The organism is Streptomyces sp. NPDC048295 (assembly GCF_040652135.1).
Classification (GTDB): Bacteria; Actinomycetota; Actinomycetes; order Streptomycetales; family Streptomycetaceae; genus Streptomyces.
In genome coordinates, this window is record NZ_JBEZLL010000002.1 from 109835 (window position 1) to 133534 (window position 23700).

17 protein-coding genes are annotated in these 23700 nt (G+C 70.5%); 14 read left to right on the forward strand and 3 right to left on the reverse strand.

Annotated elements, in window-relative coordinates:
* Nucleotides 1-5: 5 nt before the first annotated feature.
* From AB0D53_RS02905 to AB0D53_RS02925, 5 genes are all read left to right on the forward strand, one after another.
* On the forward strand, nucleotides 6-950 hold the full coding sequence (locus tag AB0D53_RS02905; RefSeq protein WP_362439120.1) for an OB-fold domain-containing protein: 945 nt from the start codon (nucleotides 6-8) through the stop codon (nucleotides 948-950).
* Nucleotides 951-2003 (forward strand): thiolase domain-containing protein, encoded by a 1053-nt coding sequence (locus tag AB0D53_RS02910; protein WP_362439123.1) that lies wholly within the window; start codon nucleotides 951-953, stop codon nucleotides 2001-2003.
* Nucleotides 1996-3162 carry a thiolase domain-containing protein gene (locus AB0D53_RS02915; RefSeq protein ID WP_329815122.1) on the forward strand — a complete coding sequence of 389 codons (1167 nt, stop codon included), beginning with the start codon at nucleotides 1996-1998 and terminating at the stop codon, nucleotides 3160-3162. The genes AB0D53_RS02910 and AB0D53_RS02915 overlap by 8 nt, the downstream gene beginning before the upstream one ends.
* A 139-nt stretch (nucleotides 3163-3301) precedes the next feature.
* Nucleotides 3302-3802: a hypothetical protein gene (locus AB0D53_RS02920; RefSeq protein ID WP_018550733.1), complete on the forward strand. Its 501-nt coding sequence runs from the start codon at nucleotides 3302-3304 to the stop codon at nucleotides 3800-3802.
* Nucleotides 3803-3949: 147 nt separating this feature from the next.
* Nucleotides 3950-6343 carry a glycoside hydrolase family 95 protein gene (locus tag AB0D53_RS02925; protein ID WP_362439126.1) on the forward strand — a complete coding sequence of 798 codons (2394 nt, stop codon included), beginning with the start codon at nucleotides 3950-3952 and terminating at the stop codon, nucleotides 6341-6343.
* Here the strand turns inward: AB0D53_RS02925 and AB0D53_RS02930 are convergent.
* On the reverse strand, nucleotides 6319-8532 hold the full coding sequence (locus AB0D53_RS02930) for a terpene synthase family protein (RefSeq protein WP_362439129.1): 2214 nt from the start codon (nucleotides 8530-8532) through the stop codon (nucleotides 6319-6321). The two genes, AB0D53_RS02925 and AB0D53_RS02930, sit on opposite strands and share 25 nt — an antisense overlap.
* Nucleotides 8533-8917: 385 nt before the next feature.
* On the opposite strand from AB0D53_RS02930, the gene AB0D53_RS02935 reads away from it, so the two are divergent.
* Entirely contained in the window at nucleotides 8918-10249 is a 1332-nt protein-coding gene (locus AB0D53_RS02935; RefSeq protein WP_362439132.1) for an N-acetylmuramoyl-L-alanine amidase, read from the forward strand.
* A gap of 65 nt (nucleotides 10250-10314) precedes the next feature.
* On the forward strand, nucleotides 10315-10584 hold the full coding sequence (locus AB0D53_RS02940) for a hypothetical protein (RefSeq protein WP_362439135.1): 270 nt from the start codon (nucleotides 10315-10317) through the stop codon (nucleotides 10582-10584).
* A 70-nt stretch (nucleotides 10585-10654) separates the two neighbouring features.
* On the opposite strand, the gene AB0D53_RS02945 is transcribed toward AB0D53_RS02940, so the two are convergent.
* A complete protein-coding gene (locus AB0D53_RS02945; protein WP_362439138.1) occupies nucleotides 10655-11842 on the reverse strand; it encodes an ROK family transcriptional regulator in 1188 nt (395 codons plus the stop codon).
* 165 nt (nucleotides 11843-12007) lie between these two features.
* On the opposite strand from AB0D53_RS02945, the gene AB0D53_RS02950 reads away from it, so the two are divergent.
* The 6 genes from AB0D53_RS02950 (at nucleotide 12008) to AB0D53_RS02975 (ending at nucleotide 20760) form a co-directional block, all read left to right on the forward strand.
* Complete coding sequence (locus AB0D53_RS02950; protein WP_362439141.1) at nucleotides 12008-13495, forward strand: sugar ABC transporter ATP-binding protein; 1488 nt, start codon at nucleotides 12008-12010, stop codon at nucleotides 13493-13495.
* Nucleotides 13492-14508, forward strand: coding sequence for an ABC transporter permease (locus AB0D53_RS02955; RefSeq protein WP_362439144.1), 1017 nt, complete (start codon nucleotides 13492-13494; stop codon nucleotides 14506-14508). The genes AB0D53_RS02950 and AB0D53_RS02955 overlap by 4 nt, the downstream gene beginning before the upstream one ends.
* Nucleotides 14505-15512, forward strand: a complete 1008-nt coding sequence (locus tag AB0D53_RS02960) for an ABC transporter permease (RefSeq protein WP_362439147.1) — start codon at nucleotides 14505-14507, stop codon at nucleotides 15510-15512. Before AB0D53_RS02955 ends, AB0D53_RS02960 begins: the two co-directional genes overlap by 4 nt.
* Complete coding sequence (locus AB0D53_RS02965) at nucleotides 15509-16723, forward strand: ABC transporter substrate-binding protein (RefSeq protein ID WP_362439150.1); 1215 nt, start codon at nucleotides 15509-15511, stop codon at nucleotides 16721-16723. Before AB0D53_RS02960 ends, AB0D53_RS02965 begins: the two co-directional genes overlap by 4 nt.
* Nucleotides 16720-17592 (forward strand): sugar phosphate isomerase/epimerase, encoded by an 873-nt coding sequence (locus tag AB0D53_RS02970; RefSeq protein WP_362439153.1) that lies wholly within the window; start codon nucleotides 16720-16722, stop codon nucleotides 17590-17592. The genes AB0D53_RS02965 and AB0D53_RS02970 overlap by 4 nt, the downstream gene beginning before the upstream one ends.
* Before the next feature lie 72 nt (nucleotides 17593-17664).
* Entirely contained in the window at nucleotides 17665-20760 is a 3096-nt protein-coding gene (locus AB0D53_RS02975; RefSeq protein ID WP_362439156.1) for a ThuA domain-containing protein, read from the forward strand.
* A 69-nt stretch (nucleotides 20761-20829) separates the two neighbouring features.
* Here the strand turns inward: AB0D53_RS02975 and AB0D53_RS02980 are convergent, their stop codons facing one another.
* Entirely contained in the window at nucleotides 20830-21966 is a 1137-nt protein-coding gene (locus tag AB0D53_RS02980) for an aminoglycoside phosphotransferase family protein (RefSeq protein ID WP_362439159.1), read from the reverse strand.
* 231 nt (nucleotides 21967-22197) lie between these two features.
* Here AB0D53_RS02980 and AB0D53_RS02985 point away from each other — a divergent pair, with 231 nt between their 5' ends.
* Nucleotides 22198-23697: a hypothetical protein gene (locus tag AB0D53_RS02985; protein WP_362439162.1), complete on the forward strand. Its 1500-nt coding sequence runs from the start codon at nucleotides 22198-22200 to the stop codon at nucleotides 23695-23697.
* Nucleotides 23698-23700: the final 3 nt, after the last annotated feature.

Genomic DNA, 23700 nt, shown 5'->3' on the forward strand with positions numbered 1-23700 from the left:
CAACCGTGCCCGAAGCCCTCAGCGCCCCGCTGGTGGTCGAATTCCCCTTCACCCGCTCCCTCGGACCCGTCCAGAGCGCCTTCCTCACCGGACTGCGTGAACGCACCGTCCTCGGCGTCCGCACCGCCGGGGGAAAGATCCTCGTCCCGCCGGTCGAGTACGACCCCGTCACCGCGGAGGAGATCAGCGAACTGACCGAGGTCGGGGCCACCGGCACCGTCACCACCTGGGCCTGGAACCCCGCCCCGCGCCGCGGCCAGCCCCTGGACACCCCCTTCGCCTGGGTCCTCGTCCGGCTCGACGGCGCCGACACCGCGCTGCTGCACGCCCTCGCCGCACCCGGCCCCGAAGCCGTACGCACCGGCATGCGGGTCCGGATCCGCTGGGCCGCCGAGCGCACCGGAGCGATCACGGACATCGCCTGCTTCGAACCGTACGAGGGTGAGGAGACGGGACAACCGGCCCCGCACGACGGTCGGTTCACCGACCCCGTCACCGGCATCGTCACCCCCACCAGGCTCGACTACCGGTACACCCCCGGTCGCGCCCAGAGCGCGTACCTCGACGCGCTCTCCCGCCGGCGCATCGTCGGCGAGCGCTGCCCCTCCTGCCGCAAGGTGTACGTACCGCCCCGCGGCGCCTGCCCCACCTGCGGGGTCGCCACCGCCGAACAGGTCGAGGCCGGCCCGCGCGGCACCGTGACCACGTTCTGCATCGTCAACATCAAGGCGAAGAACCTGGACATCGAAGTCCCCTACGTCTACGCGCACATCGCGCTCGACGGCGCGGACCTCGCCCTGCACGCGCGCATCGGCGGCATTCCCTACGACCAGGTGCGCATGGGCCTGCGCGTCGAACCCGTCTGGACCGAGGGCGGACGCCACCCCGACCACTACCGGCCGACCGGCGAGCCCGACGCCGACTACGACGCGTACAAGGAGCTGCTCTAGATGCGAGACGTGGCGATCGTCGCCTTCGCGCAGACGGACCATCTGCGGCGGACCGACGAACTCTCCGAGGTCGAGATGCTGATGCCCGTCCTGCACCGGGTCCTCGACGCGACCGGGCTCAGGACCAGCGACATCGGCTTCACCTGTTCCGGCTCCAGCGACTACCTGGCCGGCCGGGCCTTCTCCTTCACCATGGCGCTCGACGGCGTCGGCGCGTACCCGCCGATCTCGGAGTCCCACGTGGAGATGGACGGAGCCTGGGCGCTGTACGAGGCCTGGGTGAAGATCCAGACCGGCCAGGCGGACACCGCGCTCGTCTACTCCTACGGGAAGTCCTCGCCCGGCGAGGTGCGCGACGTCCTGACCCGCCAGCTCGACCCGTACTACGCCGCCCCGCTCTGGCCCGACTCCGTCGCGCTCGCCGCCCTCCAGGCCCGCGCACTGATCGACGCGGGCGACACGGACGAGGCCGCGCTCGCCGAGATCGCCCGCCGCAGCCGGGCCGCCGCGGCGGACAACCCGCACGCCCAGCTCAAGGGGCCGGTCCCGGCCGGCGAGTACATCGTGCAACCGCTGCGCACCGGCGACTGCCCGCCGATCGGTGACGGGGCGGCCGCAGTGATCCTCGCCGCCGGTGACACCGCACGGGCCCTGTGCCCCCGCCCTGCCTGGATCCGCGGCATCGACCACCGCGTCGAGGCCCATGGCCTCGGGGTGCGGGAGCTGACCGATTCACCGTCCACCCGGCTCGCCGCGACCCGCGCCGGAGTCTTCGAACGGCCGGTGGACACCGCCGAGTTGCATGCCCCGTTCACCTCCCAGGAGGTGGTGCTGCGCAAGGCGCTCGGACTCGACGACCGTGTGAACGTCAACCCGTCCGGCGGCGCGCTGGCCGCCAACCCCGTCATGGCCGCCGGGCTGATCCGCCTCGGCGAGGCCGCAGCCCGCATCCACCGCGGCGAGTCCGACCGGGCGCTCGCCCACGCCACCTCCGGGCCCTGCCTGCAGCAGAACCTGGTCGCCGTCCTCGAAGGGGAGAGCGCTCATGCCTGAGGAGCCCGTGGCCGTCGTCGGCATCGGCCAGACGAAGCACGTGTCCGCGCGCCGGGACGTCTCCATCGCCGGACTTGTCCGCGAGGCCGCCGTCCGCGCACTGGAGGACGCGGCCCTGACCTGGGCGGACATCGACGCCGTCGTCATCGGCAAGGCACCCGACTTCTTCGAGGGCCTGATGATGCCGGAGCTCTATCTCGCCGACGCCCTCGGCGCGGTCGGCAAACCGATGCTCCGGGTGCACACCGCGGGCTCCGTCGGCGGCTCCACCGCGCTGGTCGCGGCCAACCTGGTCTCCGCGCGGGTGCACCGCACCGTCCTCACGCTCGCCTTCGAGAAACAGTCCGAGTCCAACGCCATGTGGGGGCTCTCGCTGCCCATCCCGTTCCAGCAGCCGCTGCTGGCCGGAGCGGGCGGCTTCTTCGCCCCGCACGTGCGGGCGTACATGCGCCGTACCGGCGCGCCCGACACGGTCGGCTCCCTCGTCGCGTACAAGGACCGCCGCAACGCGCTCAAGAATCCGTACGCGCACATCCACGACCCGGACATCACCCTGGAGAAGGTCCGCTCGGCGCCCATGCTCTGGGACCCGATCCGCTACTCGGAGACCTGCCCGTCCTCCGACGGGGCCTGCGCGATGATCCTCACCGACCGTGCCGGGGCGGCCCGTTCTCCGCACCCGGCCGCCTGGGTGCACGGCGGCGCGATGCGCAGCGAGCCGACGCTCTTCGCCGGGAAGGACTTCGTCTCGCCGCGGGCGGGCCGCGACTGTGCCGCCGATGTGTACCGGCAGGCCGGCATCAGCGACCCGCGACGCGAGATCGACGCCGTGGAGATGTACGTGCCGTTCTCCTGGTACGAACCGATGTGGCTGGAGAACCTCGGCTTCGCCGACGAGGGCGAGGGCTGGAAACTCACCGAGTCCGGCGTCACCGAACTCGACGGGGATCTCCCCGTGAATCCCTCGGGCGGAGTGCTCTCCACCAATCCGATCGGCGCCTCCGGCATGATCCGCTTCGCCGAGGCCGCGTTGCAGGTCCGGGGGCAGGCGGGCGAGCACCAGGTACCCGGGGCCCGGAAGGCACTCGGCCACGCCTACGGGGGCGGGGCGCAGTTCTTCTCCATGTGGCTGGTCGGCGCCGAGCCCCCCACCCGCTGACACCGGGCCGTCCCGGACCGCCGCGGGCCCCGCCCGCGTCCGGTCCGGGACCGGACGGTCCGGCCCGGGACACCCGGCGGCGCGTTGGCCTGCGCGGACCCGGCTCTGCAACGTGAGCCCGGACACGTAACATGGCTGCATGTCCTTCCTCCGCCGCCGTAGCGCCGCCACACCCGCGGGCCCCGACTTCGACGTCCTGGCCATGGACCCGGGGGACTGGCCCGGAAACCTCGGCGCCGGTCTGCTGCCCGCGCCCGACGGAAGCTGTCAGGGTGTCTTCCTCCGCTACGACCTGTTCGGCGGCCGTGGCCCCGCGATGATCATCGGCAACCTCCCGGAGGGCTCGCCCGCCCGCGAGACCGAGGAGGGACAGGTTCCGTTCGAGGTCGCCCAGCTGCTGCTCGCGCTGGAGAACGACGAGCCGGTCGAGGTCACCGGGACCGAGGACATGCCCGTGATGCAGGGCGACAACCTGCTGATCGTCCGCCGGGTCAAGCTCTCCGAGAGCCGGATCTCCTGCGTCCAGTTCGACCGCAGCGACGGTGTGCTCGTCACCATCGCCAGCTGGGACCGGCCGATCACCGACGATCTGTACACCCTGCTCAAGCCCCTGCCCGCCGAGCTGTTCCAGCAGGGCTGAGACTCCCTCCCGTCGGCCGTCCGCGCCTTCCGGGCGGCTGTGGGCCTCTGCCCCCACCATCTGTCCAAGTGCTCGCGGCCTCCGTCCAAGAGGCCGCTTTGTCATGCTCCTTGTCGGGCCAGTCGTCGGACCTCTACGGTCGGCCGCATGACATCCGGGATCACGCGACGCACCACAGTGAAGACAGCGATCGGCGCAACCGGTGCTCTGGCGCTGGGAATTCCCGCCCTCTCCGAAACGGCGGCGGCGGTCAGCACCTCCGATGAATCGGGGAGTGCTGCCTATGCGAAGAAACGAGCGGAACCGACCCTCCGGTACGACGCGCCTGCCGCGAACTGGGAACGCGAGTCGCTGCCGATCGGTGGCGGTGCCCTCGGCGCGAGCGTGTACGGGACGCTCGCCTCCGAACAGCTCACCTTCAACGAGAAGACGCTGTGGACCGGCGGTCCCGGCTCCGTCCAGGGCTACGACTTCGGGAACTGGACCACACCCAGACCCGGCGCCCTCGCCGGTGTACAGCAACGGCTCGACAACGAGGGTGTGCTCGGTCCGGACGCCGTCGCCGCCGAACTCGGGCAGGCCCGGCGCGGCTACGGCGCCTACCAGGTCTTCGGCGACCTGCGGCTGGACCTGCCGAACGCACCGGCGGCCCCCGACAGCTCCTACCGCCGTACCCTCGATCTGCGCAGCGCCCTCGCCTCCGTGGCCTACACCCATCAAGGAGTCGGCCACACAAGGGAGTTCTTCGTCTCCCACCCGGGCCGGGTCATCGCCGGCCGTCTCGGCGCCGACCGCCCCGGGCAGGTGTCCTTCACCCTGCGCTACACCTCACCCCGCAGCGACTGCACCGTCACCGCCGACCGGGACCGGCTCACCGTGCGCGGCGCGCTGAAGGACAACGGACTGCGTTTCGAGGCCCAGATCCGCGTCCTGACCAGCGGCGGCACCGTCACCGCTGGCGCGGGCGGCACACTCACCGTCACCGGCGCCGACAGTGCCTGGTTCGCCCTCGCCGCGGGCACCGACTATGCCGACAGCCACCCCTCCTACCGCGGCGACGACCCGCACTCCGCGGTCACCGCCGCGGTGGACGCCGCCGCCCGGAGCTCCTACGAGAAGGTCCGCGACACCCACGTACGCGACCACCGCGCCCTCTTCGACCGGGTCGTCCTCGACATCGGCCAGGAACTGCCCGACCTGCCCACCGACCGGCTGCTCGCCGCCTACACGGGCGGTACGAGCCCCGCCGACCGGGCGCTGGAGGCGCTGTTCTTCCAGTACGGCCGCTATCTGCTGATCGCCTCCTCGCGGGCCGGCTCGCTGCCCGCCAACCTCCAGGGCGTGTGGAACAACTCCACCACCCCGCCCTGGTCCGCCGACTACCACAGCAACATCAATCTGCAGATGAACTACTGGCTCGCGGAGGTCACCAACCTCGCCGAGACCACCGCACCGTACGACCGGTACATCGAAGCGATGCGCGCCCCCGGCCGCAGAACGGCGAAGGAGATGTTCGGGACCGCCGGCTGGGTGGTGCACAACGAGACCAACCCGTACGGCTTCACCGGCGTCCACGACTGGTCCACCGCCTTCTGGTTCCCGGAGGCCGCCGGCTGGCTCACCCAGCAGATGTACGAGCACTACCGGTTCGGCGGCTCCACCGACTACCTGCGCTCCACCGCCTACCCGGCGATGAAGGAGGCGGCCGAGTTCTGGCTGGCCAATCTGCGCACGGACCCGCGCGACGGACTGCTCGTCGTCACCCCCAGTTACTCTCCGGAGCACGGCGACTTCACCGCCGGGGCGGCGATGTCCCAGCAGATCGTGCACGACCTCCTCACCAACACCCTGGAGGCCGCCCGCACCCTCGGTGACGCACCCGCCTTCCGCAGCCGGCTGGAGAACGCCCTCGACCGGCTCGACCCCGGGCTGCGGATCGGCTCCTGGGGCCAGCTCCAGGAGTGGAAGACCGATCGCGACGACCCGGCCGACGACCACCGCCATGTCTCGCACCTCTTCGCCCTGCACCCCGGGCGGCAGATCGAACCCGGCAGTGAGTGGGCCGAGGCGGCCAAGGTCTCCCTCCGCGCACGCGGCGACGGCGGTACCGGCTGGTCCAAGGCGTGGAAGATCAACTTCTGGGCGCGGCTGCGCGACGGAGACCACGCCCACCGGATGCTCGCCGAACAGCTGAAGAACTCCACCCTGCCCAACCTCTGGGACACCCACCCGCCCTTCCAGATCGACGGGAACTTCGGCGCCACCTCCGGCATCGCCGAGATGCTGCTGCAGAGCCAGCACGGCACCGTCGACATCCTCCCCGCCCTCCCGTCGGGCTGGCCGGACGGATCGGTGCGCGGACTGCGTGCCCGGGGAGGCTTCACCGTCGACATCGAATGGGCCGCCGGGCAGGCCCGCCGTGTGGTGATCACGGCGAGCCGCAGCCGCGAAGTGACCGTCCGCAGCTCGCTGTTCGCGAGTGGCGAGAAGGTGTTCAAGGCGCGTGCCGGGGGCCGCTACACGCTGACCGCCGAGGGCTGAGCGAACAGCGCGGTCACCCGCGCCGCCGAGACACCGAGCCCCGTGGGACCGCTGATGTGCCACGGGGTTCCGGTGCCGCGCACCAGGTCCTGCTCGCGGTAGCGCCGGCAGTCCCGGTGCCAGATCAGGATGCCCGCGAGCCAGTGCCTGAGCTCCTGCACGTACCCGGCCAGGACCTCTCTCGCCTCCGCGTCCAGCCCGAAGTCGTCGTAGAGCACCGGCAGTTCCTGCTCGGCGACATGCATGAACTGCCTCAGCCGCGACTTCATCAGGTCATACACGATCGCCACCCCGGTCGGATAGTCCACCCCGAAGAAGTTCTGCACGACCAGGACTCCGTTGTGCACCTCGCCCTCGAACTCGATCTCCTTCTGGTAGGAGAACAGATCGTTGAGCAGGCAGGCGTAGTCCGCCGCCGCGTTCTCCAGGGAGCGCAGTGGCCCGCTGCGGTAGATCTCCGGCGGAACCTTCTTGCCATGACCGAGTCGGCACAGGCTCATCGTCAGATCGGAGCCGAAGGTCATGCGCCGCATCTCGACGTAGTCCACCGGGTCGGGGATACGGTTCTGCACCTGGTTGGCCAGCTCCCACACCCAGCTCGCGGTCATGTCCTCGACCGCCTTGCGGAACGCGCCGCGCCCGCTCGCGTCCATCGGTGCCGAGGTCCGTGCCCAGAGATCGGCGAGCCCGCGCTCCAGGGCGTTGACCGGTTCGGGCGTCCCGGACCCGTCCAGTGGCATGAACAGCGACAGCCGCTCGTTGGCGAGCTTGGCCCCCGTCAGGTCGCGGGCCCGGCCGTGCACCACCGGGAACCAGTCGTCACCGTACGTCCCCCAGGTCAGCCACTGCGAGGAGAGGTCCAGCTCCTCCGGTGTCGCGTCCGGGTGCAGGCCCGCCGCGCACAGCGGCAGATCGGTCGCGAGGAGCCGTTCCTCGTCCCAGATGTGTGAACCGGGCACCCCCGGCTGCGCCTCCAGAATGCCCATCCGGCGCGACCAGTCCACGATCCGCGCCCGGGCCCCGTCCAGATGCGGGCTGAGCGTCGTGCCGAAGGGCAGCTCGATGTCGGGCAGCAGCGACGGGCCGACCCGCCGGTACGGCACATGGGTGTGGCTGCGCAGCCGGGCCGCCTCCGAGCGCGAGGTGAAGCGGATCGAGGCCGCGGCCATGCCGAAGCCGGTCGTGGCCGCTTCGACCGCGCCGTCGTTCATGTAGCGGCTGGAGCGCATGTGCCACTCGTGGCCGCCGGACTGCCAGTCCTGCAAGCCCTTGACGTACGCGAGAACCGCCGCCGCCTGGGCGGGGTCGAGCCCCTTCTCCGCGCAGAGCGGCCCGAGTTCGGTGAGCGCGGTGTTCTCGAACTGCTGCAGCCGGGACGTCAGCAGGTCGTTCACCGCGTCGGCGGCCTCCTGGGTGCTGCAGCCGAGGAAGTGCTCCAGCACCAGCACTCCGTTGCTGTTCTCGCCCTCGTCCTCGACCTCGCGCTGGTACGAGAACAGGTCGTTGCGCAGATGCACACCGTCGGAGAAGGCGTCCCGCAGCACCCGCAGCGCACGCTCGTCGGCCACCGCCTCGGGGACCTCGGCGTCCGCCGCGTACTCCACGAGACCCGCCGACCACGGGGCGCCGCCCACCTTGCGGCGCATCTCGATGTACTCGACGGGGTTGGCGATACGCCCCTCGTTGATGTTGGAGAGCTCCCACATCGACTCGTTGAGCAGGTTCTCCGTCGACACGGCGAACCTGGCCCGCCAGGCGTCGGACATGCTCGGCACCGTACGCGTCCACAGATCGGCCAGCCCCGCCTCGACCGGGTTCGTCGGCTCCGGCATCGCGGCCCCGCGGTCCATCGGCATGAACGCCGGCAGCCGGTCCAGATACCGCTTGGCGCCCGCACGGTCGGGGTTGCGCTTGAAGAGCTCCAGGAAGTGGTCGTCGAAGAAGAAGACCCACACGTACCAGTCGGTGACCAGGGAGAGCGCCTCGGCCGAGCAGTCGGGGTGGGTGTATGCGCACAGCAGCGCGTAGTCGTGGGAGTCGATGTCCTTCTCCTCCCAGATGCCCGAACCCTCCACCATCCCTATGCTGCGCGCCCACTGCTTGGTGTGCACTCGGGCCTCCTCGACATGAGGATTGAGCCTTGCCGGATACGGAACGTAGAAGTCCGGCAAGGCGAAGGGCTGAGCCATGTGCGTCCGGCCTTTCCTGGATCGCCGCGCGGATGTCGCACGGACGTGATCGTGTCGGCGCGAGCACTACCCTTCGGCCGTCCGGGGCACGCACATCCAGGATTAGTCACATAAAAAGCTCATTCATGGGAGGTGTCCCGGCGCGCCCCGGTGCGCTCCCGGCCGCTGAGCAGAACCCCGGCAACGAGGCGTCGTGGAAGACCGGTTGATTCTTTCCTTCGCAGGTCAGACACCCTGCCAGTGGTCTGGTCCACTGGCTCGAACCGTGACCTCCGCTGATCCCTTGACGTGCTGTCATCTCAGGTCGGAGAGTGTGCGCGCACAGCGGAACAGTGGGATCGGATCACGCACGGCTCCATCACGCACGGCTCCAGGAAGGGTTGTCATGACCTCCAAGCAGAGGACCGGACTCGCACTCGCGCTGACAGGTGTCGGCGCACTGAGCATGGCGCTGCTCAGTCCCGCGGCGCAGGCCGGCGCGGACGGGGTGCGACCGGAATGCCCGCGCAGCCTGGCATGCGACTGGGTGCCGGCGGCCTACCAGCAGACGGGTGACCCGGCCGACAAGGAGACGTACGGGAACTACGACACCGCGGACCGGCCGCACACCAACAAGATCAGGTTCATTGTTCTGCACGACACCGAGGAAGACTTCGACACCACCCTGAAGATCTTCCAGAACCCGCTGAAGCAGACCTCCGCCCACTACGTGGTGCGTTCGTCCGACGGCCATGTCACCCAGATGGTCAAGGGCAAGGACGTTGCCTGGCAGGCGGGCAACTGGTACGTCAACAGCCACTCCATCGGCATCGAGCAGGAGGGCGTCGCCGTCGAGGGCGCCAAGTGGTACACCCCCGAGATGTACCGCTCGACCGCCAGGCTGGTGCGCTACCTCGCGGCCAAGTACGACATACCGCTCGACCGCCAGCACATCATCGGCCACGACGGAGTGCCGCCCACCAGCGCGTCCGGCACCAAGAACATGCACTGGGACCCGGGCACCTACTGGGACTGGAACCGCTTCATGGCGCTGCTCGGCAAGCCCACGGTGCCGAGCGCCTCCAAGAGCAGCGAACTCATCACCGTCAGCCCGGACTTCAAGAAGAACCAGCAGGCGTTCCGCGACTGCGAGAAGGCCGTCGACCTGCCGGTCCAGGGCTCCAGCGCCGTCCCGCTGCACACCGCGCCGTCCACCGACGCGCCCCTCTTCTCCGACCCCGGCCTGCACACCGACGGCTCGCCCGGCACGAACTGCGCCGCCGACTGGGGCAGCAAGATCAGTGCCACCCAGCAGGCCGTCGTCGCGGACCACGCCCCCGGCTGGACGGCGATCTGGTGGTACGGCCAGAAGGCCTGGTTCCAGACCCCGGCCCACAGCCGCAACACCACGCCCACCTCCGGCTATGTCGTCAGGCCGAAGGCGGGCCGCACGGATGTGCCGGTGTACGGGGTCGCCTACCCGGAGAAGTCCGAGTACCCCGCGGACTTCGCGGACAAGCGGGTGGGCGCGCCGCTCCAGTACACGATCAAGGCCGGCCAGTCCTACCCCGGCGGCGGCGAGGCGCCGACCGGCTTCTTCTACGCGCCGACGATCGACTCCTCGTACCCGCTCGACCACGCGTACTTCCGGGGCAAGGAGAAGTACGTGACGGTCCAGATCGGCCACCGGATCGCCTTCGTGAAGGCGTCCGACGTGGACATCGCGCGCACGCGCTGAGACCACGCCGCACCCCTCGCAGCGGCGGACACGCCGGGTGTCCGCACCACCAGAAGGAGGCCTTCATGCCCAAGCCGATCAAGAACGCCGCCACCGCGGTCGCGGGCCTTGCCATGGCGCTCGCACTCACCGGCGCCGGAGCCGTCGTCACCGTCGCAACGGCCTCGGCCGCCGCCGCGTCCGAGACCGGGGCGCAGGGCTGGGACGTCTCCGGCTCGTACGGCACCCAGCAGGAGTGCGTGGCCGCCGGGGACGCGGGTGTCGCCGACGGGAGCTGGGCACAGTACCGGTGCGTACTGTTCGAGGCCCGGTGGGACCTGATGACTCCCGCGTGACCGCACGGCCGAGTGCCGTCGTGGCCGGCGCCCCCGCGCACACCGTCCGTGCGCGCGGGGGCATCCGCGCTCAGCCCCCGACCAGCCGGTTCACCTGCTCGGGAGACAGCGCGTGCTCGATGGCGAGGATCCCCGCACCCACCGCCGCCGCGTTCTCACCCGTACGGCTCGGCTCGATCCGCAGCAGCTGGGTGGCCAGCGGGTGCGAGCGCCGGTACACCGCCTCCCGTACCCCCGCGAGCAACTGGTCGTGTACGGCGGCCAGCGCGCCGCCCATCACCACTGTGTCCGGGTTGAAGAAGTTCACCAGCCCCGCCAGGACCTCGCCGACCGCCCGTCCGGCCTCCCGCACCATCCGTACCGCGTCCCGGTTGCCGGACCGCACCAGCCGCACCACATCGCTGCCCGACGCCGCGTCCAGCCCCAGGGCGACCAGCTTCGCCGCCAGTGACGCGCCACCCGCGACCGCCTCCAGGCAGCCCGAATTGCCGCACCGGCACGGATCGTCGAGATCGGCGACCCGGATGTGGCCGATGTCGCCCGCACACCCCTGCGCGCCCCGGTGCAGCTTGCCGTCGGCGACGATCCCGCAGCCGATCCCCGTACCGACCTTGATGTACAGCAGATAGCGGCAGTCCGGGAAGGCGCGCCGCTGCTCGCCCAGTGCCATCACGTTCACATCGTTGTCGACGAGCGCCCGCACCCCGAACCGGGAGGCGAAGAACTCCGGGATCGGGTACCGGTGCCAGCCCGGCATGATCGGCGGATCGACGGGACGGCCGGTGGAGAACTCCACCGGACCCGGCACCCCGACGCCGATGGACCGCAGCGTCCCCGGCTCCCGGTGGGTCTCCGCCAGCAGGGCGCGCACGGTGCGCTCCACGTGCCGCAGCACGGAATCCGGTCCGTCCCCGATCGACAGCGGCTGCTCGTGCGTGGCGAGCGTGGTCCCGCCGATGTCCATCAGAGCCACCCGGCAGTGCGAGGCCCCCAGATCCACCCCGGCCACCGCGTGCTCACGGGTGCGCAGCGCCAGCCGTCGCGGCGGTCGGCCGCCGGTCGAACCGCCGTCGGCGTCCTCGTCCACGAGACCGTGCGCGATCAGGGCGTCCACACGCTGGGAGACCGTCGAACGCGCCATTTTGGTGACCCGGGCGATATCGGCCCGGGTCGTCACCGCCCCGGAACCGATCAGTGCGAGCACCTCGCCCGGCGAGTGCGATGCGGCAGCGGAATTGCGATCCGACGGCGAAGACATGGCAGTCACCCTAGGGACGACTTTCGCTGCTCACAAGGCATCCACTGTTCGTTCATCGGCATAAGTGGCGGCCAAGTCACCGGAAAACAAAGGTGCTTGAGACCTTGACACTCCCAATGCCTGTCACGACTCTGCTCTGCAGACCACTGAGCGAGGAGCAGTTCGATGCTGACGATGCAGGGTGTGTCCAAGAGCTTTCTCGGGGTGCGTGTGCTCGACGGGGTGGGGCTCGACCTCGAAGCCGGAGAAGTGCATGCCCTGGTGGGGGAGAACGGCGCGGGGAAGTCGACACTGATGAAGATTCTCGCGGGCGAGCACTTACCCGACGCGGGAACCCTCACCATCGACGGCACCGCCCACTCCTTCAGCCACCCGGCCGAGGCCCAGGCCGCCGGGATCGGCATCATCCACCAGGAGTTCGCGCTCCTGGAGCACCGTACGGTCGCCGAGAACGTCTTCCTCGGCCGCGAACCGACCCGGTACGGACTCGTCGACCGGCGCACCATGGAGCGGCGGACCGCCGAACTCCTCGCCGAACTCGACGAGACCGGCATCACCCCGAGGACCCCCGTGCACGAACTCTCCGTCGCACGCCGGCAGACCGTGGAGATCGTCAAGGCCCTCGCATCCGAGGTCCGCATCCTGGTGATGGACGAACCCACCGCCGCACTCGCCGACCACGAGGTCGAGCGGCTCTGTGCCCTGGTCCGTCGTCTCACCGCCCGTGGACTGGGCATCCTCTACGTCTCGCACCGGCTCCGCGAGGTCTTCGAGCTCTCCCGGCGCATCACCGTTCTCAAGGACGGCCGCCGCGTCACGACCCTCACCACCCGCGACACCGACGTCGACACGGTCGTACGCGCCATGGTGGGACGGGAACTCGGCGCCTACTACCCGCCCAGGGCCGGGCCGCAGGAACCGGGCGGGATACGGCTCACGGTGCGCGGCGGCGGCAACTCCCGGATCTTCGGCATCGATCTGACCCTGCGGGCCGGCGAGGTCGTCGGCGTCGCCGGCCTCCAGGGCTCCGGCCGGACCTCCCTCGCCCGCGCCCTCTTCGGCGCCGACCCCTTCACCACGGGCACCATGACCGTCGGCGGGGAAGAACTGCGCCCGGCCCGGCCCCGGGAGGCCGTCCGGGCCGGGATCGCCCTGGTCAGCGAGGACCGCAAGGGGGAGGGCCTCGCACTGCACCAGTCGGTCACCGACAACGCGCTGCTCGTGACCCGGGCCGTCCCCGCACGTGGCAGGCCGGCCGTCCGCCGCGAGGTGACCGCCCTGCTGGAACGCGTACGCCTGCACGCCCACGGCGCCGACCAGCAGGTCCAGTACTTGTCCGGCGGCAATCAGCAGAAGGTCGTCATCGCCAAGTGGCTCGCCGCCCGCCCACGGGTGCTCCTCTTCGACGAGCCGACCCGGGGTGTCGATGTCGGCGCCAAGGCGGCCATCCACACCCTCGTGCGGGAACTGGCGCGCGAGGGCCTCGCCGTACTGATCATCTCCTCCGAACTGCCCGAGCTGATCGGCATGAGCGACCGCGTCCTCGTCATGTCCGAAGGCCGGCTCGCCGGTGAACTGCCCGCCGGTGCCACGGAGGAAGCCGTCATGCGGGTCGCCACCGGCGGCGACCGCACACGGGAGGGAGCAGCATGACCGCACTCCGGCCCGACCCGGGCACCCGGCTCCGCGCCGGCACGCCGAGGGCAGCCCGGACGAGTACCCCCGGCCCCGCGGCCGGGGTCTGGCTCGCCGCCCTCGCCGTCACCGTGCTCGGCTGGACCGTCGTCGCGGCCCGCGGCGGGGAGTTCCTGACCGTGACCAATGTGGTCACGATCCTCCAGAACTGTGTGGCCCTCGGTCTCGTGGCCCTCGGCCAGTCCGTGGTCATCCTCAGCGGATCGCTCGACCTCTCCGTCGCCTATCTCATCAGCCTGGGCACCCTCGTCGCCGCGGAGACGATGGAGAGCGGCGGCGTGCTCGTCGCGGTCGTCACCGTCCTCGCCCTGTGCGCCGCCGTCGGTCTGGCCAACGGGCTGATCGTCACCGGACTCAAGGTCAACGCCTTCATCGCCACCCTCGGCGCGGCCTTCATCCTGCGCGGCTGGATCGAGGACAACTACACCGGCCCGGCCGGCAAGGTCCCCGCCTCCTTCCAGCACCTCGGATACGACCGGATCGGACCGGTCCCCGTCTCCCTCTTCCTCCTTCTCGCCCTCGCCGCCGTCCTGTGGCTGATCACCCGCCGCACCCGGCTCGGCCACCACATGTATGCGACCGGCGGCGACGAGCACGCCGCCCGGCTCTCCGGTGTACGCACCCGGCGCACCGTCGTCACCGCACATCTCCTGTGCTCGCTCTGCGTCGGCGCCGCGGCCCTCTTCCTCGCCGCACGGCTCGGCGCCGGGGCCCCCTGGGCGGGCACGGAGGCCCGCTACGACCTGGAATCCATCGCCGCCGTCGTCCTCGGCGGCACCGCGCTCGCCGGCGGGCGCGGCGGAGTGGCGGGCACCCTCGGCGGAGTCCTCGTGCTCGCCGTGCTCGACAGCGTCTTCAACCAGCTGTCCGTGGACCCGTTCTTCAAGAACGTGGTCCGCGGCGTCGTCATCATCGCGGCCGTCGCCCTGTACGCGCGGGGCCGCCGCACCCCGCAGGGGAGGACCGCATGACCACCGCCGCCCAGGCGCCCGCCGGCCGCCGTGTCCTGCGTGCCCTCACCACCGGCACCCCCGTCTACCTCCTGCTCGCGGTGCTCCTGGCCGCACTCGCCCTCACCGACCCGGGCTTCTACGAACCCGACCGCCTCCTCTCCTTCGTCAAGCGCGCCGCACCCCTCGTGATCCTCGCGGCCGGCCAGTACCTGGTCATCGTCTGCGGCGAGTTCGACCTCTCCGTCGGAGCGATCGTCACCGCCGGGGTGGTCGTCGCCGCAGAACTCTACGGTTCGTTCCCGGCCGCGCCCTGGCCGCTGGTCACCGCGGCCCTGCTGCTCGCCGGAGCCCTCGCCGGTCTCGTCAGCGGACTGATCACCACCCTGCTGCGCGTGCCGTCGTTCATCACCACGCTCGGCATGATGCTGATCCTCGAAGGCGCCGTCTTCTTCTGGACCGGAGGCTCCCCGCACGGCGCGCTGCCCCCGGAGTTCCGCGGGCTCGGACGGGGCACCGCCTTCGGCTGGCTGCCGTGGGCCGTGCTCGCCTGCGTCGTCGCGGGGCTCCTGGCCGTACGCCTGATGCGTTCCGACTTCGGCCGCACACTCCTCGCCACCGGCGACAGCGAACGCGCCGCGGCCCTGGCCGGGGTCCGGGTCGCGCGCGCCCGGACCATCGCCTTCATGCTCTCCGGCGGCGCGGCCGCACTCGCGGCCGTACTCGTCGGCGGCTTCTCCGGGGTCTCGGCGCAGGCGGGCCGGGGTTACGAGTTCGAGGCGATCACGGCCGTCGTGCTGGGCGGCGTGGTGCTCGGCGGTGGCCGGGGCTCCGTCGTCGCGGCGATGGCCGGGGCGTTCTCACTCCAGGCACTGTTCACCCTGCTCAACCTCCAGGGCGTCTCCGGAGCCCTGGAATCGACCGTGCAAGGCGTCATCGTCATCGCCGCCGTCGCCCTCGGCGCAGCCGACTGGTCCCGGCTGCGCCGCCGCGGCCCCCAATCCCCGGGAGCGAAAACCTCATGAGTACGCGAAAGATCGGACACGTCCTCGCGCCGGTCGCCGCACTGCTGGGCGCTGCGCTGCTGGCCGGCTGCACGAGCGACACACCGCCCGCCACACCCGCCGCCGGAGCGAGCGGCAGCACGGGCGAGCCGGGAACCGGCGCGCAGTCGAAGTTCTTCGACCGGGCCGAATACGAGCGCCAGATCGCCCTCGCCGAGGTCACCCCGCAGGGACCCGCCGGGAAACCGTGGGAGCAGATGCTCCGCCCGGAGCCGGTCGACACCACCCAGTACCGGAAGAAGGGCGGCGCCGGGATCCGGCTCTGCTTCTCCAACGCAGGGGTCTTCAACCCCTGGCGCCAGGTCGGCCTGAAGAACATGCGGGCCGAGGCCGCGCTCCACAAGGAGATCACCGAGTTCACCGTGCTCGACGCGCAGGGCAAGGACGACAAGCAGATCTCCGACATCCAGGAACTCGCCGGCCAGGACTGCGACGCCCTGATCGTCTCGCCGAACACCACGGCCACCCTCACACCCGCCGTCGAGCAGGCCTGCGGAAAGGTGCCCGTGATCGTCTTCGACCGCGGTGTCGAGACCGACTGCGCCGTCACCTTCATCAACCCGGTCGGCGGCTATGGATACGGTGCGGTCGCCGCCGACTTCCTCGTCGGGAAGGTCAAGCCCAGGGGGAAGATCCTCGCCCTGCGGATCTCCCCGGGCGTCGATGTGCTGGAGACCCGCTGGTCGGCGGCGAAGCTCGCGTTCGACCGGAGCGGACTCGACGTCGTCGACGTGAAGTTCACCGACGGCGACCCGGCGAAGACGAAGGCGATCGTCACCGACGCCCTCACCCGCAACGGCGACATCGACGGCGTCTGGATGGACTCCGGAGCGACCTCCGTCGCCGCCGTCGAGGCCTTCGAGGACGCCGGCAAGGACGTACCGCCCATCACCGGCGAGGACCAGCAGGACTTCCTCCAGGTCTGGAAGGAGAAGAAGCTCACCGCCATCGCCCCCTCGTACCCCACCTTCCAGTGGCGCACCCCGGTCATCGCCGCGCTGCGGATCCTCAAGGGCGAACAGGTCCCGAAGGAGTGGAAGCTCCCGCAGCCCACCGTCACCCAGGACACCCTCGACCAGTACTACAGGCCGGGCATGCCGCCCCTGCACTACGCGATGTGCGGCTGCGAGAACCTGCCCGGATTCCCGGAGAAGTGGGGAGGCAAGAAGTGACCGCCGCCTACCCGCTCGGCGCCAATCCGTGGATCTGGCACTCGCCGGTGACGTACGGAACACTGGGTGACGTCCTGCCCCGGCTGTCCGCATGGGGCTTCGACTGCGTCGAGATCCCGCTGGAGAACGAACGGGACTGGGCACCCGGGTCCGTCGCCAAGCTCCTCGACGCCTCGGGGCTCGCCCCCGCCGCGGTGATCGCCGTCATGCCGCCCGGCCGCGACCTCGTCCGCGCCGATCCGCGGGCCGTCCGGGTCACCCAGGACTACCTGTGCCGCTGTGTCGATGCCGCCGCGGCCCTCGGCGCCCCCACCGTCGCCGGACCCATGTACGCGGCGGTGGGCCGCACCTGGCGGATGGACCGGGCCGAACGCGCCGCCGCGTACGAGGAGTTGCGGGAGAACCTCGCCCCGGTCGTCGCGCACGCCCGCGCGGCCGGGGTGCGCCTGGCCGTGGAACCCCTCAACCGGTACGAGACGTGCCTGCTCAACACCGTCGACCAGACCCTCGAGGCGCTGGCCGGCCTCCCCGGGACCACCATCGGCCTCGCGCTCGACGTGTACCACCAGAACATCGAGGAGCGCTCGCTGCCCGACGCCGTGCGCCGCGCGGCCGGCAGCATCGTCCATGTCCAGGTGTGTGCCAACGACCGGGGCACCCCCGGCGCCGACAGTCTCGACTGGCCCGGCTTCCTCGCCGCGCTCACCGCGAGCGGCTACTGGGGCCCGCTCTGCATCGAGTCGTTCACCGCGCACAACGACGCCATCGCAGTCGCCGCCTCGGTGTGGCGGCCGCTCGCCGGTACCCAGGACAGCATCGCGACCGACGGTCTGGCCTTTCTGCGCCGGGCCCTGAGAACCGCCCCCTGACCCCACCCGTCCGCAACCCGCAGAGAGGACCCGCTCGTGAGCCGTCACCGATTGCGCTGTCATGTCCTTGACATGCAGCGTACGTTCATCGCGCTGGTGGGCGCACTGCTCCTCGCGCTGACCGCACTGCCCGCATCCGCAGCCACCACCGGGAAGGCCCCCGCCTTCCGTGCCCTGCTCTTCACCCGCGCCGTCGGCTATGTGCACGCCTCCATCCCGGCCGGCGTGCAGATGTTCAAGGAGGAGGCCGCCGCGGGCGGCTTCGAACTCGTCGAGACCGCCGACCCCGCGGTCTTCGACACCACGAAGCTCAAGGACTTCGACGTCGTCGTCATGCTGCAGAACTCCGGCATGGTCTGGGACACCGACGCCCAGCGCGAGGCGATGCAGGCCTACGTACGCGGAGGCGGCGGCGTCGTCGCCATCCACAACACCCTCGACATGGGCATCGAGGACACCTTCCCCTGGTGGGACGAGGCCATCAACGGCGGCGTCCACATGCCCGCCCACTCACCCGGCGTCCTCCAGGGCACCGCCAAGGTCGCCGACCGCGTCCACCCCTCCACCGCGGGACTCCCCGAACGCTGGGAGCGCCCCGAGGAGTGGTACAACTTCGACCGGAACCCCCGCGGCGACGTCCACGTCCTGGTCACCGCCGACGAGACCACGTACAACCCCGGCGGCTCCGCCATGGGCGCCGACCACCCGATCTCCTGGTGCCGCAACACCGAAGGCGGCCGGGTCTGGGCGACCGCCATGGGCCACGACACCGCCTCGTACGGCGAGGCCGCCTTCCGCACCCATGTGATGGGTGGCGTCAGGTGGGCGGCGGGCAACAAGGCCGGCGACTGCGGCGGCACCGTCTGGAGCGGCTACGAGAAGGTCGCTCTCGACGACAACACCGCCGACCCGATGGAACTCGACGTCGCCAAGGACGGACGGGTCTTCTACGTCCAGCGCAGCGGCGAGGTCAACATCTACGACCCGGCGACCCACGCCACCACCACCGCCGGGAAGCTCGACGTCTACACCGGCGGCGAGGACGGCCTGGTCGGCATGGAGCTCGACCCGGACTTCATGAAGAACCACTGGATCTACCTCTACTACGCCCCCGCGGCCGCCACCGAGGACGTCAACCGGCTCTCCCGCTTCACGGTCAAGGGCAACACCCTCGACCGCGCCAGCGAGAAGAAGCTCCTCGACGTCCCCGCCTACCGCGACCGCACCTTCCCCGAGCCCGGACACACCGGAGGCGCCGTCGAGTTCGGTCCCGACCGCACCCTCTACCTCGGCGTCGGCGACGACACCCCGCCCAACCTCGACCCGAACTGGCAGGGATACGCCCCGCTCGACTGGCGCGAGGGCAAGCAGATGCTGGACGCCGCCCGCACCGCGGGCAACACCAATGACCTGCGTGGCAAGATCCTGCGCATCAAGCCCAAGGACTCCGGCGGCTACACCATCCCCAAGGGCAACCTCTTCGCCCCTGGAACCGCCAAAACCCGCCCCGAGATCTACGCCATGGGCTTCCGCAACCCCTTCCGCTTCACCGTCGATCCGAAGACCGGCTACGTCCACGCCTCCGACTACGGCCCCGACCGCGGACTGCCCACCACCGACCGGGGGCCCGAGGGACTCGTCGAGTACAACGTCATCAAGAAGGCCGGCAACTTCGGCTGGCCGTTCTGCCACGGCAACAACCAGGCATACGCGCCGTACAACCCGGACACCAAGGAGGTCGGCCCCAAGTTCGACTGCTCCGACCCGGTCAACCCCTCGCCCAACAACACCGGTCTGACCAGGCTCCCGACGATCCAGCAGCCGGAGATCTGGTACGGCTACGGCGCGTCCGAGGAATTCCCCGAGGTCGGCAGCGGCGGCTCGGCCCCGATGAGCGGCCCCGTCTACCACTACGACAGGAAGAACCCGTCCACCACGAAGTTCCCCGCCTACTTCGAGGGCGCGAGCTTCTTCTACGAGTGGTCGCGCGACTTCGTCAAGGAGATCCGCTTCGACAAGGACCAGAAGCTCCTGAAGATCAACGACTTCCTCTCCACCCAGAAATTCAACAAGCCCATGGACATGACGTTCGGGCCCGACGGCTCGCTCTACGTCCTCGAATGGGGCAGCTCCTTCGGCGGCGGGAACAACGACTCCGGGCTCTACCGCATCGACTACGCACAGGGCCAGCGCGCACCGGTCGCCAAGGCCGCCGCCTCCGCCACCGACGGCCCCGTCCCTCTGAAGGTCGACTTCTCCAGCCAGGGCAGCAACGACCCGGACGGCGACACCCTCAGCTACGCCTGGGACTTCGACGGCGACGGCACCTACGACTCCACCGAGGCCGACCCCAGCCACACCTACACGGTCAAGGGCGATTTCTCCGCCCAGCTGAAGGTGACCGACTCCTCCGGCAGGTCCGGATACGCCAACATCCCCGTCACGGCGGGCAACACGGCACCGAAGGTGACCATCGAATTCCCGGTCAGCGGCAAACTCATCGAGTTCGGTGACAAGATCCCGTACAAGGTCACGGTCACCGATCCCGAGGACGGCCCGGTCGACTGCTCCAAGGTCACCGTCAACCCGGCCCTGGGCCACGACGACCACGAGCACCCCACCACCGACATCCCCGGCTGCGAGGGCACCGTGGACACCGGTGACCTCGGCGGCCACCCCGAGGGCGCGGACCTCACCTACGTACTCAACGCCAAGTACACCGACAAGGGCGGCGACGGCGTCTCCGCCCTGACCGGCTACGGCCGCGCCGTGCTCCAGCCCGCGCACAAGCAGGCGGAGTACTACGACGCACAGTCCGGCACCCGGATCGTCGCCCAGGAAGGAGCCGAGAACGGCAAGCGGATCGGAGACGTCTCCGACGGCGACTGGGTCGCCTTCGACCCGATGAGCGTCGAAGGGATCGGTACGGTCGCCTACCGGCTGTCCTCACCCAACGGGGTCGGCGCGATCGAACTGCGGGCCGACGCCCCCGACGGCCCGCTCCTCGCCACCACCCCGGTCCCCGACACGGGCGGCTGGGACAACTACCGGACGACGCCGCCCGTGCCCGTCCAGGAACTGAAAGGAACCCACAAGCTCTACCTCGTCTTCACGTCCCCGCAGGACAATTCCTTCGACGTGGACGCGGTCGACTTCAGGAGCCCCTGACAACGCATCGGCGCGCTGCGGGTCCGGTGTGTCGGCACCGGACCCGCAGCGCGCACCCCCCTGGCAGGGTCAGCGAGTGCCGACCGCGGCACGTACGGCCCTGCGGGCCATCGCGCAGTCGTCGTGCAGCCGGCGCAGCAGCAGCCGCTGCTCCTCGCTCGACGACAGCGCACCCGGTCGGTCCTGACCGGCGCCCGACGCCGAATCGCGCATGGCCCGCTGAACGGCCGTCTCGTACGTACGGATCTCGCGGGTCAGCACCAGCATCAGGTTCACCAGGAACGCATCCCGCGCCGCGGGACCGGCGGCCTGCGCGAGCTGGCTGATCTGACGCCGCGCCGCCGGTGCGTCACCGAGCACCGTCCAGAGCGTCGCCAGGTCGTAGCCGGGCAGGTACCAGCCCGCGTGCTCCCAGTCCACCAGCACCGGGCCCGTGGGCGACAGCAGGATGTTGGAGAGCAGCGCGTCACCGTGACAGAACTGTCCCATGCCCTGCCGGCCGCCCGCGTGGGCCAGACCGTGCAGCAGCTTCTGCAGATCACCCAGATCCCGGTCGGTGAAGAGCCCCAGCTCGTGATAGCGGGCGATCCGCGAGGCGTAGTCGAGCGGAGCGTCGAAGAGCCCCGGTGCCGGCCGCCAGGCGTTGACCCGGCTGATCGCGCCCAGCGCGGCCCGTACATCGGCACGGGGCGGAGCCTCGGAGGGATGCCGGGTCAACGCGGCCACCCGGCCGGGCATCCGCTCGATCACCAGTGTGCAGTTCTCCGGATCGGCCGCGATGAGCCGCGGCACACGCACCGGCGGACGGTGCCGGACGAACGCACGATATGCAGCTATTTCGTGCCGGAACCGCTCCGACCACGCGGGGGAGTGGTCCAGTAAACACTTGGCGACCGCGGTCGCGCGGCCGGTGGAGCCGACGAGCAGCACTGAACGGCCGCTGCGGCGCAGCACCTGAACCGGGTTGAACTCGGGGCAGATCCGGTGCACCGAGGCGATCGCCATTCTCAGCTGCGCGCCCTGCGCTCCCGACAGGTCCAGCCGGCCGCTGAGCGGGGGACCGGCCGGACCGCCCACGGGCCGTCGCGGCCGGACCGCGCCGGGCGCTGGTGCGGCGGCATGCGGAGCGAGGTACGGTCCGCCGCCCGCGCCCAGGGGACGGAGCGGCCGGGGCGGGGCGGTCACGGAGGACGATGCTGTGTACATGGGCGAGACAGATCCCTTCGCGCGCCGACAAGTTGCGTACACCGCCCCGGCCGGCGGCCGTTCGGCACCCTGGGGAGTACCTAGGGCTGCCGGGCGGGGTGGCGCTTTCCTACCTGACACCGATCGGCAGGTGGCAGACCACGTGGCGCACCCTGGCGAACCCTGGCGAATAGTCGCAAGGCGTCTGACAGGGGGTTACTGTCAAAACAGCCGAGAACCTGGGGGCTTGACGTGACCGGAGAACCCAACACCCGCCTGTCCGACCTGTTCGGCCTCGCCGGCTGGTCCAAGGGCGAACTCGCGAGAATGGTGAACAGGCAGGCGGCGGCCATGGGCCACCCGCAACTGGCCACCGACACCTCGCGGGTGAGGCGTTGGATCGACATGGGGGAGTCCCCCCGCGATCCCGTGCCCAAGGTGCTGGCTGCCCTGTTCACCGAGCGACTCGGTCGTGTCGTGACCATCGAGGACCTCGGGTTCGGCCGACGCGGGCGTGTGGGGAAGCGGCGAGAGGCCGGGACGCAGGACAATCCCGACGGACTGCCGTGGGCGCCCGAGCGGACGGCAGCGGTCCTCACCGAATTCACGGGAATGGACCTCATGCTCAACCGACGCGGCTTGGTGAGCGCGGGCGCCGCGCTCGCCGCAGGATCGACCATCACCGGCCCCATGCACGACTGGCTGCACTCCGACCCCGTGCTGGCGGCCGACGCGCCACGTATCGACGACCCGCTGTACGCGGACCAGGCCGGTTTCGACCGGTACGAGGCCGCGCCCATCGGGTCGGACGAGATCGAGGCGCTCGAACGCTCCGTCGAGGTGTTCCGCGCCTGGGACGCCTCGCGGGGCGGCGGACTCCAGCGCAAGGCCGTGGTGGGCCAGCTCAACGAGGTGGGCGGCATGCTCGCCTACCGCCACCCCGACCATCTCCAGCGCCGGCTCTGGGGCGTCGCGGCCAACCTCGCGGTGCTCGCCGGATGGATGTCCCACGACATCGGCCTCGAACCGACCGCCCAGAAGTACTTCGTCATCGCGGCACACGCGGCGCGCGAGGGCGGCGACCGTCCCCGGGCGGGTGAGGCACTCTCCAGGGCGGCCCGCCAGATGGTGCACCTCGGCCGTCCCGACGACGCCCTGGACCTGATGAAGCTTGCCAAGTCCGGCTCCGGGGACATGGTTCTGCCACGTACCCAGGCGATGCTGCACACCATCGAGGCATGGGCCCAGGCGTCCATGGGCCGCGGCCAGGCGATGCGGCGCACGCTCGGGAAGGCCGAGGAGCTCTTCACCTCGGACAAGAGCGAAGTACCGCCGCCCAGTTGGATGCAGATGTTCGACGAGGCCGATCTGCACGGCATGCAGGCCCTGGCGTTCCGTACGCTCGCCGAACACGATCCGTCGGTGGCGATCGTGGCTCAGCGCCATGCCAAGCGGGCTCTGGAGCTACGGGCCAACGGACGCCAGCGGTCCAAGATCTTCGACTACATCTCGCTGGCCTCGGCGTGCTTCATCGCCGATGACCCCGAGCAGGCCGACCGGTACGCGCGGCTCGCCCTGGTGACCATGGGAGAGACCTCCTCGCACCGTACCTGGGACCGGCTGCGCGAAATGTACCGGCTCACGGGTCAGTTCGCGGGGTACGCGAAGATCGAGGACCTGCGTGAGGAGATCAAGCTCTCCCTGCCGCAGAGCTCCATCATCAAGCAGCCCAGGCGGTCTTCTCAGATCTGAGAC